The 13,734-nt window shown below is 49.5% G+C and carries 14 protein-coding genes; 8 read left to right on the forward strand and 6 right to left on the reverse strand.

The features are described 5' to 3' along the window. The first annotated feature begins 378 nt into the window (after nucleotides 1-378). From clpB to C1752_RS22155, 3 genes are all read left to right on the forward strand, one after another. Nucleotides 379-3,003 (forward strand): ATP-dependent chaperone ClpB, encoded by a 2,625-nt coding sequence (gene clpB, locus C1752_RS22145; protein WP_110988237.1) that lies wholly within the window; start codon nucleotides 379-381, stop codon nucleotides 3,001-3,003. Nucleotides 3,004-3,069: 66 nt separating this feature from the next. After that, a complete protein-coding gene (locus tag C1752_RS22150; protein ID WP_110988238.1) occupies nucleotides 3,070-3,255 on the forward strand; it encodes a type II toxin-antitoxin system HicA family toxin in 186 nt (61 codons plus the stop codon). After that, nucleotides 3,255-3,467 (forward strand): type II toxin-antitoxin system HicB family antitoxin, encoded by a 213-nt coding sequence (locus C1752_RS22155; RefSeq protein ID WP_110988239.1) that lies wholly within the window; start codon nucleotides 3,255-3,257, stop codon nucleotides 3,465-3,467. The genes C1752_RS22150 and C1752_RS22155 overlap by 1 nt, the downstream gene beginning before the upstream one ends. 52 nt (nucleotides 3,468-3,519) lie before the next feature. Here C1752_RS22155 and C1752_RS22160 read toward each other — a convergent pair whose 3' ends face one another. Further along, the gene (locus C1752_RS22160; protein ID WP_110988240.1) at nucleotides 3,520-4,317 is read right to left on the reverse strand and encodes a nuclease-related domain-containing protein; all 798 of its coding nucleotides are present in this window, start codon (nucleotides 4,315-4,317) and stop codon (nucleotides 3,520-3,522) included. A gap of 53 nt (nucleotides 4,318-4,370) precedes the next feature. On the opposite strand from C1752_RS22160, the gene C1752_RS22165 reads away from it, so the two are divergent. From C1752_RS22165 to C1752_RS22180, 3 genes are all read left to right on the forward strand, one after another. Next, the gene (locus tag C1752_RS22165) at nucleotides 4,371-4,610 is read left to right on the forward strand and encodes a CopG family ribbon-helix-helix protein (protein ID WP_158535164.1); all 240 of its coding nucleotides are present in this window, start codon (nucleotides 4,371-4,373) and stop codon (nucleotides 4,608-4,610) included. Nucleotides 4,611-4,613: 3 nt separating this feature from the next. Next, nucleotides 4,614-5,054, forward strand: a complete 441-nt coding sequence (locus C1752_RS22170; RefSeq protein WP_110988242.1) for a type II toxin-antitoxin system VapC family toxin — start codon at nucleotides 4,614-4,616, stop codon at nucleotides 5,052-5,054. A 296-nt stretch (nucleotides 5,055-5,350) separates the two neighbouring features. Next, nucleotides 5,351-5,749: an MAPEG family protein gene (locus tag C1752_RS22180; RefSeq protein WP_110988244.1), complete on the forward strand. Its 399-nt coding sequence runs from the start codon at nucleotides 5,351-5,353 to the stop codon at nucleotides 5,747-5,749. A gap of 79 nt (nucleotides 5,750-5,828) precedes the next feature. On the opposite strand, the gene C1752_RS22185 is transcribed toward C1752_RS22180, so the two are convergent. The 4 genes from C1752_RS22185 to C1752_RS22200 form a co-directional block, all read right to left on the reverse strand. Then, nucleotides 5,829-7,379 carry a metallophosphoesterase family protein gene (locus tag C1752_RS22185; RefSeq protein ID WP_110988254.1) on the reverse strand — a complete coding sequence of 517 codons (1,551 nt, stop codon included), beginning with the start codon at nucleotides 7,377-7,379 and terminating at the stop codon, nucleotides 5,829-5,831. Between the two features lie 43 nt (nucleotides 7,380-7,422). Beyond that, nucleotides 7,423-8,391 carry a diacylglycerol/lipid kinase family protein gene (locus C1752_RS22190; RefSeq protein WP_110988245.1) on the reverse strand — a complete coding sequence of 323 codons (969 nt, stop codon included), beginning with the start codon at nucleotides 8,389-8,391 and terminating at the stop codon, nucleotides 7,423-7,425. Between the two features lie 60 nt (nucleotides 8,392-8,451). Then, on the reverse strand, nucleotides 8,452-9,309 hold the full coding sequence (locus C1752_RS22195) for an acyl-CoA desaturase (protein WP_233501822.1): 858 nt from the start codon (nucleotides 9,307-9,309) through the stop codon (nucleotides 8,452-8,454). A gap of 311 nt (nucleotides 9,310-9,620) precedes the next feature. Continuing rightward, nucleotides 9,621-10,172, reverse strand: a complete 552-nt coding sequence (locus C1752_RS22200) for a GNAT family N-acetyltransferase (RefSeq protein ID WP_110988247.1) — start codon at nucleotides 10,170-10,172, stop codon at nucleotides 9,621-9,623. A 145-nt stretch (nucleotides 10,173-10,317) separates the two neighbouring features. Here C1752_RS22200 and mnmG point away from each other — a divergent pair, with 145 nt between their 5' ends. Both mnmG and xth read left to right on the forward strand, forming a co-directional pair. After that, the gene (gene mnmG, locus C1752_RS22205) at nucleotides 10,318-12,222 is read left to right on the forward strand and encodes a tRNA uridine-5-carboxymethylaminomethyl(34) synthesis enzyme MnmG (protein WP_110988248.1); all 1,905 of its coding nucleotides are present in this window, start codon (nucleotides 10,318-10,320) and stop codon (nucleotides 12,220-12,222) included. 38 nt (nucleotides 12,223-12,260) lie between these two features. Further along, nucleotides 12,261-13,076, forward strand: coding sequence for an exodeoxyribonuclease III (gene xth, locus C1752_RS22210; RefSeq protein WP_110988249.1), 816 nt, complete (start codon nucleotides 12,261-12,263; stop codon nucleotides 13,074-13,076). Between the two features lie 312 nt (nucleotides 13,077-13,388). Here the strand turns inward: xth and C1752_RS22215 are convergent. Further along, nucleotides 13,389-13,734, reverse strand: a 346-nt coding sequence (locus C1752_RS22215; RefSeq protein ID WP_233501823.1) for a hypothetical protein, incomplete at its 5' end; no start/stop codon positions are given.

Raw genomic sequence — 13,734 nt, forward strand, 5'->3', positions numbered from 1 at the left:
CTGCAAAGAATAATTTAAAAAGCTGCGATGTTTTTAAAGATGAGGATACTAAAAGAGGCCCGAACAATTACGATCTATTATGAACAGAAAAATCAGGATTTTGCCATATTTTTTATAAGCTCACCTGCTGAAAAAGCACCAGAAGTCTGATTCAGCAATGATCGTACTTATTGAGAATCAGTACTAAGACAACTTGTAAAACTTGGCCTGAATGCGTATATTTCAACTGATCCTTGTTGTTGTTAGGCAAATAGAGCGGGAATACCTACGTCAGATGGGCGGAAGCCCGATCCCAGCCAAAGGTCGGTTCCTTTCTACAATAGCGATAGGCAAGTATTCTAATGTCGCTGCTGTCTATCGTTGAGTCACGCAAGAGCCATGCAACCCACAAACCCCAACCAATTTACTGAAAAAGCCTGGGCTGCGATCGCAAATTCGCAGAACATCGTCAAACAGGCCCGCCAGCAGCACATGGAGAGCATCCATTTGATGCAGGCGCTGCTAGAGGAAGAGGGGTTAGCCAGTCAGATTTTTAATAAAGCCGGGGCCAACGTCCAAGAGGTTCGAGATCGTACCGCCTCAGTCATTAATGGACAGGCAAAGCTTGCCCAACCGAGTGACTCTATCTATTGCGGTCGCAGCCTCGACCAGCTTCTCGATCAGGCCGAAGCCCTGCGAAAAGAATTCAACGATGACTACATTTCTGTTGAGCATCTGGTTTTAGCCTTTGCTAAAGACGATCAGTTTGGCAAGCCACTCATGAAAGGGCTAGGGCTCGATGAAGCCAAGCTCAAAAAAGTGATTGAAGACATCAGAGGAAACCAACGAGTGACCGACCAGACCCCAGAAGTGAAGTACGAATCCCTAGAAAAATATGGTCGAGACCTCACGGAGCTGGCACGCTCCGGCAAACTTGATCCTGTTATTGGTCGAGACGACGAGATTCGCCGCACTATCCAGATTTTGTCTCGCCGCACCAAGAATAACCCCGTGCTGATTGGGGAACCGGGCGTGGGCAAAACGGCCATTGCAGAAGGATTAGCTCAGCGCATTATTGCCCGTGATGTACCCGAGTCTTTACGTGATCGTCAACTGATTGCCCTCGATATGGGTTCCCTGATTGCAGGCGCAAAGTTCCGAGGTGAATTTGAAGAACGCCTTAAGGCTGTCCTTAAAGAAGTGATGGACTCCGAGGGGCAGATCATCTTGTTCATTGATGAAATTCATACGGTGGTAGGTGCAGGCGCTAGCCAAGGCGCAATGGATGCCGGAAATCTATTGAAGCCAATGCTGGCAAGAGGTGAGCTTCGTTGTATAGGCGCGACAACGTTGGATGAATATCGTAAATACATTGAAAAAGATGCGGCATTGGAACGGCGTTTTCAGCAGGTATACATCGATCAACCCAGTATTACGGATACCGTCTCAATTTTGCGCGGTCTAAAAGAACGCTACGAAGTTCACCACGGCGTCAAGATTGCAGACAGTGCCTTAGTTGCAGCAGCAACGCTGTCGACGAGGTATATTTCGGATCGCTTCTTGCCGGACAAGGCCATTGATTTAATGGATGAGGCCGCCGCCAAGCTGAAGATGGAGATCACGTCTAAGCCGGAGGAGCTAGATGAGATTGATCGCAAGATTCTGCAGTTTGAGATGGAACGGTTATCTCTGCAAAAGGAAAGCGATCGCGCCTCTAAAGATCGTCTCAAGTCTTTAGAGAAAGAGCTGGCAGACCTCAAAGAAGAACAGTCAAGCCTTACAACCCAGTGGCAGTCTGAGAAAGAAGGGATTGATCAGCTTCAGGTGATCAAAGAAGAAATCGATCGCGTCAATATTGAGATTCAGAAAGCTGAACGCAACTACGACCTTAATCAGGCCGCAGAGCTGAAGTACGGCAAGCTCACGCAGCTCCAGTCAGATCTAGAGGAAGCCGAAGAAAAGCTAGGAGACACGCAGGACAAAAGTTCGTCGTTACTGCGTGATGAAGTGACAGAAGCCGATATTGCCGAAATTATTTCCAAGTGGACCGGCATTCCCGTCAGTAAGCTAGTGGCTTCTGAGATGGAAAAACTGCTCCATCTTGAAGATGAGCTGCACGAACGCGTGATTGGTCAGGATGAAGCGGTGACAGCGGTTTCTGATGCGATTCAGCGATCGCGAGCGGGACTCGCCGATCCCAATAAGCCCATTGCGAGCTTTATTTTCTTGGGTCCAACCGGGGTCGGTAAAACTGAGCTAGGTAAAGCTTTGGCATCCTATCTCTTTGATACAGAAGAAGCCATTGTCCGCATTGATATGTCGGAGTACATGGAGAAACATTCGGTATCACGTCTCGTCGGTGCGCCTCCGGGATATGTGGGCTATGACGAAGGGGGGCAGCTCACTGAAGCCGTTCGGCGGCGTCCATTCTCAGTCATTTTGTTTGATGAAATCGAGAAGGCCCACCCTGACGTATTCAACATCATGCTCCAGATTCTCGACGATGGTCGAGTGACTGATTCTCAGGGCCGTACGGTGGATTTCAAGAATGCCATTATTATTATGACCAGCAATGTTGGCTCTAGTCATATTTTGGACATGGCAGGAGATGACGATCGCTATTCTGAGATGCAGAGTTTGGTGATGGGAGAGATGCGATCGCACTTTCGCCCTGAGTTCTTGAACCGCATTGACGACACGATCATCTTCCATAGCCTACGGAAAGATCAGCTCCGAGAGATTGTGAAGATCCAGGTGCAGCTATTAGAGAAGCGCTTAGCCGACCGCAAGATGTCGCTGAAGCTCTCAGAAGAAGCCCTCGACTTCTTGGCCGAGGTTGGCTTTGATCCAGTGTACGGCGCTAGACCATTGAAGCGTGCTGTTCAAAGAGAGTTAGAGACACAGATTGCCAAAGCGATTTTACGCAGTGAGTTTGGCGATGGCGATACCATTTATGTCGATGTTGAGAATGAGAGGCTGAGCTTTAAGGGACTTTCCGCCGAGAGGATGACAGCTAAGTCTTAGTCTCTTCTTTCCATCAGTCTGTAGCAGATGTTGCTCTGCTCTCCGGCCACAGACTAGATTAGAGACATGAAGGTACGGGATATTATCAAGTTGCTTGAGAAAGACGGCTGGTTTTTAGCCAGAACTCGTGGGAGTCACCGTCAATACAAGAACGCAGATAAAGCTGGACTTGTTACCGTGCCGGGAAAATCAAGTGATGAGTTAGCTCCTGGAACTTTAAGCAGCATCTTAAAACAGGCAGGTCTTAAGTAATGCGTTATCTAGTGATTGTTGAAGAAACTAGCACGGGCTATTCTGCGTACTCTCCCGATGTACCTGGGTGTGTGTCAACGGGTGCGACGCAGGAAGAGGTAGAAAAGAATATGCAGGAAGCCTTGGTATTTCACCTTGAGGGGTTGCAGCTTGAAGGTCTTCAGGTTCCAGTGCCATCTACAAGATCGACCTATTTAACTGTTGCGGCATAGCTTACCTGAAAAGATTTAGACATTTTGGGTTTTGCGATCGCACTTCCGCTAATTAGAACGATGTATAGGTCTGACGAATATATCGTGACAAATGATACGTAAGCAACTTAGCATCTTCAGAAGAAAGCTGAGTCTTGGCATTCTCTAAGAACTTTGGCAAGGCTTTTGGCTCCAGAACCCATATCCGTTTGTTTTGTTCTGGGGGTAATCGCTCCACCCACCAGCCAGGAAATAGAATAACAGGGTGAACTTTAACAGATCGCCCTGTTGACTCTCTGAGAATGTCAGACAACCAGCTTGCTGCTGCACAAGACTGTTCGATAGGGTTTCGGTCAATTCTTCTTCCATTCACTTGAAGCTCACCGTTTAGAAATCGGATGCTTGACTTTCCTGTTGCTGGCTTTGAAAAAGTTTTGGTTTCTATCGCAAACACGCCTTTTTCACCAATCAACACATGATCGATATTGAACCGCTCTCCCATCACATCATGAAAGACCTGAAAATCTTGTTCTCGCAAGCGCTCTAAATACTGTCCGACAGCTCTTTCACCATCTCTCCCTAGAACTAATGCCCGGGCCTTTTGTCTAACGCGTAGAACTTGGTATATACAGAGAAGTGTCGCTATCATCGCAACAATAATATACGCACCAGGCTGTGGTGACGCGGTTGTATAGAACTTCCACACTTCAAGTCCAGCTAGCACCCACGAGAAGACGACTGCCGCTGCATAGGGATAACCCTGATCTTCAAGCAGCCGCTTTAGCTCTTCGTCCAGAGACTGGCCTGACAGACGTAGAGGTTGGTCTTTTAAGGGAGAGCGCTTTTTATTTCGATCAGAATGATGGCTCATATATTGTCATGCTCAATAGCAAAAGATTGACATATATATGTCATAGTGTCTATATGAGAACGACCGTCCGCCTTGCCGATGATCTAATGCGTGAAGTCAAACAACACGCTCTGAAGACTGATCGCACCCTAACTCAACTGATTCAAGAAGCATTAGTGAATCTGATAGAGCGCGAGAAAAGTCAGGAATCTCCTCGTGTTATAGAGCTGACCACCTTTAGGGGGGACGGCGTTCAGCCAGGAGTTGATATCAATTCCAACGCAAATTTGTTAGAGAATATGGACAATCTCTAGCGAATGAAGCTCTGCGACGTCAACATTTTTATCAATGCCCATCGGGCCGAACAGCAAGGCCACTTGTTCTATTATCAATGGCTAATTAATAGCCTGCAGCAAGAGTCAGCGTTTCTGTATTGCGAGTGGGTTTTCAGTGCATTCATTCGGATCGTCACTCATCCCAAAATCTATAAGACTCCGACGCCCATCGATCGAGCCCTTGCTTTTGTTAAAGACATCCGTGACCAGCCCAACAGCATTAGCATCATGCCAGGAGCCAGACATTGGACAATTTTCGAGCAACTGTGCCAAAAAACGAAAGCAACTGGTAACTTGATTCCCGATGCCTACCTAGCGGCCTTAGCCATTGAAGCTGATGCTGAATGGATTACCGCAGATTCTGACTTTGCAAGGTTTGAGCCGAACTTGAAATGGCAGTTGCTAAAACCACTAGAAAAATAGCGAGGTGGATATTGGGGAAGATGAGATCGCACCTGAGTTCTCAAACCGCATCAACGATACGACTATCAATCAAGTCACCAACAGCAAAATGCCATGCCTGCTTATATTAGGTCTCCTAGCTAAGGAACAAATTGCCAACGTTGCGGCTTATGTTCAAGAACAGTATGAGAAAGGTTGGTTGTGATCCAAAGAATAGTTCTAGACCTGATGATGCAAGAATGATGAAATCAAAATTTCATAGTTTAGAGCAGAAACAAGTATCCTAGCCTTGAACCTCTATAAGCTGGCCCATACCTATGTCTCCTTTAACTGGATTGATCACGGTCCTCGCCCTGCTCCTTTACTTTGTCCTCACAATCAACGTGGGTCGTGCCAGAGCTAAGTTTCAAGTGCCAGCACCCCAAACAACCGGCAATCCAGATTTTGAGCGATATTTGAGGGTTCAGAATAACACCCTAGAACAGCTCGTATTCTTTCTGCCGCTCCTGTGGCTATTTTCAGAATTCGTCAGCGTGGTTTGGGGTGCTGTTATTGGGGGTGTCTGGATTCTCGGACGAGTGCTCTACGCCTGGGGTTACTACCAAGCGGCTGAAAAGCGAGGCCCCGGCTTTGCCCTCTCGTCTCTGTGCGGCATGGCGCTTTTAGTAGCTACGCTTGTAAAATTGAGCCTGCTAACCTTCGCTGAATTCAGTTAATCCTGAAATGGCCGGGTATATCAATCGAGTCATCGACTATCTCGTCTAACGGCATCTATTCTGTACCGCTGGCTCCAACCTAAATCGAGAATGGGGACAGCGCATATTCACGCCACTGCTTCTGAACGCGCTCAACCACAAAGGGTCTCACCGTGAGCCGAGGCGGGCAGCCGGTTGCAACATCAATGCGCAAATAAGAATAGGGCCTGCGCTTTTGAGAACCGTGACCATTGCGCCCCACAAATAGCTTGGACTGGGCAATCACGCGCTGTTTGTCTTGGCTTTTCAACGCTGATCCCTGAGAACGTTGGCGGCGGAGACTAAACCCACTCCCGCCACAGACAATCCAGTTGAGGTGGGCATCGGCGTGGCCGGTTTCTTGCGTTCGCAGATACTCTAGGCAATGGGCATGGCCATTGAGAATCAGATCCACAAGAGAACGATTCTCTGGGAGAGGTGCAATCGCATCATGCACCGCATCAAACACCCGCTGCAAAGACTGGCGAATCGCCAGCGTCTGCCCCTGATTCCATTTAGTCGCCTCAGTGACATAGGGCGGATGGTGAAAATAGATAATGCGCCCCCGAACCTCAGGGTCATTCCAAGAAGCAATCAGCTGCTCCTCCAGCCATTTGAGTTGTTCGAGATCGATTTTGGAACGCTTCGTCGTCTCTAGCTGTTTTTCGATATCTCGAATTTGCTCTTCGATCTGCTCAGCCTTGGCATACAAATCATCAAGCTGCTCAGAATCAGCCTGTTCGGACATAGCTTTGGGCGCGGCCTCTAGCAGCCGCAACCGCTCCTGCCCAAGTTGATTGCGCTCGGCCTCTAGCTGACGACGGAGAACATCACCAACCTGTCCCTCAGGCAGCGGCTGAGGACTGTTGAAGGTATTAGAATCTAAGGCAAAGAAATCAATGCCGCCATAGCGAAACGTATAGTAGCGGTTAGGCAAACGGGTAAAATCTCCCGGTTGATAGCGAAGACAGGCTCCGGTTTTTGTTGTGGCTGAGTAGTGACGCTCTAAATGTTGCTGAAGCTGCGACTCATTGACTCCCCTGAGGTAGTCGAGGAAGGCCCTTGCATAGGCATCCCCTGCATAGGAACCATGCCAGCCCACATCTAAGTCAAGCTGATCTTGAAAGAGACGACGGATGGGGAGCGTGATCTGTGACAGCAGGCCCCAAGCCAAAGGAAGATCATAATAATCATGATTGCCAGGGACCGGCAGCATGGGGTGCTTGAAAACCATTTGGTCATAGGCAATTTGCTCCGGAGATTCACCGCCTACTAAGAAATCGCGATAGGGTTCAATGAAATTTTCTAAGTATTGTTCGCTGGACCCCACCAAATAGATGACATCTCCCATATGCAGCGTAAAGCGACTCTCTTGCCCTTGGGCAAGCATACTTTCGGCTACGCGGCGCTGAGGACTATCGCCCCGATGGCGTCCGGCACCGCTATCGCCCACCACTAAAAATGAGAATTCAGGATCATCAGCTCTGCCGTCATCAATGACCAGTCGCGTTTGATCAATGTTGTGCTTCAGACAGAGGGGATGCTGCCATCGCACCCGGTTCTGCATCTTTTGAATTTTCTCAGCGATGGACGGATCGGAAGCTAGCTGCATCTCAAGAGACTCTAGGCGAGGGGGCAGGGGTATCGGCTTCATCTCAAGTCTGGGGTACGACCTCAACCCTCGGAACAATAACTTTGAGGGCATGTTTTAATACCTTCAGCGTGACCGGCAGTGTCCCTAACGAATAACCATCAGCATGAACCGGCAGCTTGGCTTTAGATGAACAGCGGACTTCTGAAGCTAGATAGGTCTCAATCTTAGGACTATAGCGATATTGACCATTACTAATGGCCCAAAAATGGCGTATTAATTCCCATTTGCTAAAGTTGCGAAAGACCTTGATCGTCAACAACCCATCATCGATGATAGCGTCAGGTGCGATCGCAAGTCCCGCCCCATAGTAGGAAGCATTGGCGACCACCATCAGCAATGCAGATCGCCGCAGCTTAGAGATCAGCCGCCCCCGCCGAAAACGGCGTGATCTGTCAGAGCAGCGAACAGAGCCAGGGAAAACGAGGTGGAGGCGTCGTGGCCGATAGCTGAAAGTTAGCCGCATCGCCTGCCCAATACGGCCCCAGCGTCCTCCCTTAATCTCTTCACTCACCGGAAACAACAGGGCATCTAAACCCACTCCTGCCGCCTCAAAGAAGTAGCGGTCCTTTGCCTGCCCCACATCAATAGAGCGGACCTGTCCCTGTGACAAGACTTTGCAGGCTGCAGCGATATCGGTCGGAATATGAAGGCTACGGGCGAGGTTGTTGTACGTACCGATGGGCAAAATACCGAGCGGAATCGGAGCGCGGAGCAGCCCTGCCGCCACCTGGTTGACAGTACCGTCGCCCCCCCCGGCAATCACAAGATCATAACCCTCATCAATTGCCTGCTTCGCAACTTCAGTCGGAGAGATATCAGGCTGAGTAAAGATCAGATCTGCACGAATGTTGGCCGCCTCTAAAGCCGCCACAATATCCGGGAGCTTCATTGGGTTAGGCTGGTCGTCCCCAGAAGACGGATTGATAATCAAGCGGGCACGCCTAAATTCAGACCCAGTAGTTTCAGACATTTCCCCAACGACATTAGTTCACAGATCTCGAAAGCCGTTGGACAACAATATCAGGTTTTTTTAAGCCCTTTGAGCCATCGTCATCTTGGCTCTGGGTCGCCTAACACCATGCGCTAGCCCTAAACGCTCTAGCCCTAGAATAACCCACCAAGTCGAATCGACCTCCCACCACTGCCTGCCAGCGGTCGCAATCTTAGGGTTGGCGTGATGATTGTTATGCCAACCTTCACCGTAGGTCAGCAGCGCAGCCCACCAGAGATTGCGGGATCCATCCTTGATTTCAAAGGTGCAGTAGCCCCACACATGAGTCGCGGAGTTAATAAACCAAGTACAGTGCCACAGCACAACAGTACGGACGACAATGCCGTACAACACATAGGACCAGCCGCCTAATCCGTAGAACAATAGCGCCAGCAAGAGCTGAGGAGCAACGAAGTGACGCTCAAGCCAGCAGTAATAGGGATCTTGAGCGATCTTCGGGACAAATCGACAGTGAGCAGCGGCATCGAAAGTCTGCCCCTGCGGATAGAGCAGCCATAGCACATGACTCCACCAAAAGCCTCGGTTCGCAGAATAGGGATCCCGCACATTGTCTTCAGTGAAGGCATGGTGCATCCGATGCGTACCCACCCAGAACAAAGGCCCTCCTTGGAGAGCCAGCACGCCAATAGTGACGACAACATACTCTAACCACTTAGGCAGTCGAAGGCTGCGGTGAGCCAGTAACCGATGATATCCCAAGCAGATGCCAACGCTACCGCAGAGCCAGTGCATCAGGATAGCCAACCCTAGAGCATCCCAAGAAAAGTACCAAGGCGCCAAAAGCACCAAGACATGAAAAGACCCGAAAGCAAATGCATGGAGCCAGTTCAAGGAAAGCGACTCTTCGTTACTGAAGAGCCGAACAGATTTAGTCACAAAAGTCCCCTGTAAGCATATTTTTTGGTGTCTGCCCTGCCAAATCTTCCGCAGCTTTGAGCGCGAAGACAGAGTTGTTTTCAAACTCAGCGAACTCATCAAGGAATGGACAAACAATACCTTTCCAACCCTCGACGATCCAAGACTATCTGGCCTCTTCCCGCAGATAGATATTTGGCAGGAAGCTGGCTGAGTGTATCATTCTCAGGAGCAATCGCTACATCTATTTCATCATTCCCCAAATGCATCAATATCACGACAAAGCACGGCTCTTTTTCGAGAGAGTGAGGCTAATTTCGAAGGCTGTCACATCAGCGAGAGTTTGGATACCAAAACATGCCCTTAATCCCCTCTGGATCAGGCGCGAACCCCAACTCACAGTAGAAATCAATCACGTGAGGATCTGCAAACAGAGTGACATTGCTAATATCTGCGCGCCGTAATTCTTTGATAATCTGCTTCATCAAAGCTTTGCCCAATCCCCGCCCTTGAAAGTCAGGGTGAACCACCACGTCCCAAATAGTGGCGTTGAATGCGTGATCTGAGGTTGCCCGCGAGAAGCCAATTAGCCGGGACTCATCCCCCTGCAGCTCCCACATAGAAATCACTAAAAAACTGTGCTTAATCGCTTTGCGAACCTTACGCAGCGGACGCCGAGACCAGCCCACTGCATCACATAGCCGCTCTAGCTCGTATAGATCAATTTCTCTATCTTGACTAAAGCAAATTTGGGGCTGGGCAAGTTTAGGAGCAGGCGTTTTAGAGATGCGCCCTACCCCTTGAGTAACGGGAACCTCAGCGGTCGCTAACGTGGGTGCCGACGAGGAGCCTGAACCGCTAAAGAGATTTTTCCAAAAACCCATGGAGCTGCGTAATTTTTAAAAAACGTTAAGAAGCACTTAAATCAGTATAGAGCAGCTTTCCAGCGAGGTGAACCTCTAGATTGCTGTGTATATCAAAGAAGCCGTTAAGATTTAGGGGCAGGTTTTACCGTTATCAATAGAACGAATGGCCCATATATCCCCTGATTTTCTAGATACCTTCGACGTAATTGTGGTGGGTGCAGGACACTCAGGTTGCGAAGCAGCCTTAGCCTCTGCTCGGTTAGGCTGTCGAACTCTATTGCTGACACTCAATCTAGATAAGATTGCTTGGCAGCCGTGCAATCCAGCAGTGGGGGGACCGGCCAAATCTCAACTCACCCACGAAATTGATGCCCTCGGCGGCGAAATCGGTAAAATGGCCGATCGCACCTACCTACAGAAGCGATTGCTCAATAACTCACGGGGACCGGCCGTATGGGCACTCCGAGCGCAAACTGATAAGCGCGAGTACGCGGCGGTGATGAAAAATATCGTTGAGAATCAGGCAAATCTGACCATTCGAGAGGGTATGGTCACCGACCTAGTATTAGGCAAAAATGACGAAGTGATTGGGCTAGAGACATACTTTGGGGTTGCCTTCGCGTGTAAGACGGTCATTCTAACCACCGGTACCTTTTTAGGAGGCCGCATCTGGGTCGGCAATAAATCAATGCCTGCGGGCCGAGCGGGAGAATTCGCAGCAGAAGGTCTCACGGAAACGCTGCAGCAACTGGGCTTTGAAACCGGACGCCTGAAAACCGGAACCCCAGCACGGGTGGATAAGCGCTCGGTGGACTACGACAAAATGGAGCCGCAGCCCGCAGATGAGCAGGTGCGCTGGTTTAGCTTTGACCCTGACGTTTGGGTAGAGCGGGAGCAGATGCCCTGCTACATTACGCGCACAACGCTAGCAACCCACCGGATGATTCAGGAAAATCTACATCTGTCGCCGGTCTATGGGGGCTGGGTCGATGCCAAGGGTCCACGCTATTGCCCCAGCATTGAAGACAAAATTGTCCGATTCGCCGACAAAGAGAGCCACCAGATTTTCATTGAGCCTGAGGGGCGCGAGATTCCAGAGCTGTATATTCAGGGGTTCTCAACAGGGCTACCGGAGGGGCTGCAGTTAGCAATGTTGAGATCGCTTCCGGGTCTAGAAAATTGCGCGATGCTCCGTCCTGCCTACGCCGTTGAATACGACTTTTTACCGGCAACGCAGTGCTATCCCACGTTGATGACCAAGCGGGTCGAGGGCTTATTCTGTGCGGGACAAGTCAATGGCACCACCGGCTACGAAGAAGCCGCCGCTCAGGGAATTGTCGCGGGTATCAATGCAGCTCGGTTTGTAAACCACCAGGAGATGATGATCTTTCCACGGGAGCATAGCTATCTGGGGACACTCATTGATGATCTATGTACAAAGGATCTGCGTGAACCTTACCGGATGCTCACGAGTCGTTCTGAGTATCGATTGCTGTTGCGATCTGATAATGCCGATCAGCGGTTGACGCCCCTGGGCCGAGAGATTGGTTTGATTGATGATCGCCGTTGGGACTTATTCACCAGAAAGCAAGAGCAGATTACGGCGGAGAAAGAGCGACTGCACGGCACTCGGGTGAAGGAATTGGAGGAGGTGGGCGTTGCGATCGCAACCCACACAAACCAAGCTATCAAAGGATCTATTACCTTAGCCGAACTCCTGCGGCGTCCAGGCATACACTACAGCGACCTTGAGCAGTTCGACCTAGGCCAACCCAATCTAGAACCCGCAGCAAAGGAAGGCGCTGAGATTGACATCAAATATGCAGGCTATATCAAGCGACAGCAGCGTCAGATTGAGCAGGTCAGCCGCCAAGAACATCGGCCTCTTTCACCCGATCTTGACTACGCCAGCATTGAAACCCTTTCCGCAGAGGCACGGGAGAAACTCGCCCAAGTTCAGCCCCTGACCATTGGTCAGGCCGGTCGGATCGGTGGTGTCAATCCAGCCGATATCAATGCCCTGTTGGTTTTCTTAGAAACCCAAGCGCGTCTATCTATCACCCGATAGAGTGCAGTAAGCTAACAGGGGTAATTTAGGGCACCTCAATGACGAAAATTTCGACCTGGAACGTCAACTCCATTCGCACCCGAATCACGCACGTTACTGATTGGCTACAGACAAATCCGGTCGATGTCCTTTGCTTACAAGAGACCAAGGTAGTGGATGCTGACTTCCCGCATACGCCCTTCGAAGAAATCGGTTATCAGGCTGAGATTTTTGGGCAAAAAGCCTACAACGGCGTTGCGTTGATCAGCAAAAGTCCGCTAACTAACGTTCAGGCAGGTTTTACCCCAGTTTTAGAAGCTGCCGGGAAATCATTGGATGAAGCAACATTCTTTGATGAGCAGAAACGCGTGATCACAGGCGTCACCGCATCAGGTCTCCGAGTGGTCAATCTCTATGTCCCCAACGGTTCATCTGTAGGCAGTGAAAAGTATGACTACAAACTGCGCTGGTTCAGACTGCTCAAGCAGTACATGGAGTGTTTGCTAGCCGTCAAACCTAAGCCAATTCTGATCTGCGGAGACTTCAACATTGCCCTAGAAGATCGAGACATTTATAAACCGGAAGGACGAGAAAAGCACATCATGTCCACGCCCGTTGAGCGGGAATCGCTACGTTCGATTCTAGAGTTGGGTTTCGCCGACGTCTTTCGCAAGTTCACAGCAGAATCAGGCCACTATAGCTGGTGGGATTACCGGGCAGCTTCGTTCAATCGAAATATGGGCTGGCGCATTGATCACCACTATCTGACGCCAGAGCTATACGAACGAGCAACGTCCTGCACCATCGATAAAGCACCAAGGGGCTTAGAAAAGCCCAGCGATCACACACCTGTCACTGTCGAAATTAGTGATTAGCAACCGAGGGATGTGGGATAGGTTCAATCTTGCTAGGCCAACATTGAAACAACTAACTTTTCCAACCAAACCCAGAAATATAGCGGTACGCGTATTGATTAGGACATCAAAATGCTTGAATACCATGTTCGCTAAAGAAGGGCTGTCCTAACTCAGCCGCGTATTGCTATATTAGGGAGCTGTTTAGAAGCGAATACACTACCGGGACTCACTACGACCAGTCTGGTTCCTCAGTCCACAGCAGCAGCGGAGTAATTTTGCAAAATTTTGGGATCGCTTGTATCGGTTGACACTCAAAAATCGCTTAGGATCCTAAGAAGATACGGATGAAGACAAACGCGAAAGTTTAGACCGTAAAATTTCAACATCTCCCGCCGGAGCATCCACAGCATCTGGATTTTCTGCACTTCTGGACAAATGTTCTTGTAAAGCACTTCTTCTAAAGACACTATCTTCTTGACCTTCATGCTCAAGCACAAAATCGATCAATTCGTCATTCGTTAATTGCTGTAGCTGTTGTAGCGAGATTTTAGACATACCTTCTACCTCCATCCGGATAGATATAGATGATAATTCGCTGTGCAGATAGCTCTCTAGGTTGAGCAACAACGCAAACTTCTCCCCCAGGCAAATATCGATCAATCGAATTAAGCATCTA

The sequence above is a fragment of the Acaryochloris thomasi RCC1774 genome (genome assembly GCF_003231495.1).
Classification (GTDB): domain Bacteria; phylum Cyanobacteriota; class Cyanobacteriia; order Thermosynechococcales; family Thermosynechococcaceae; genus RCC1774.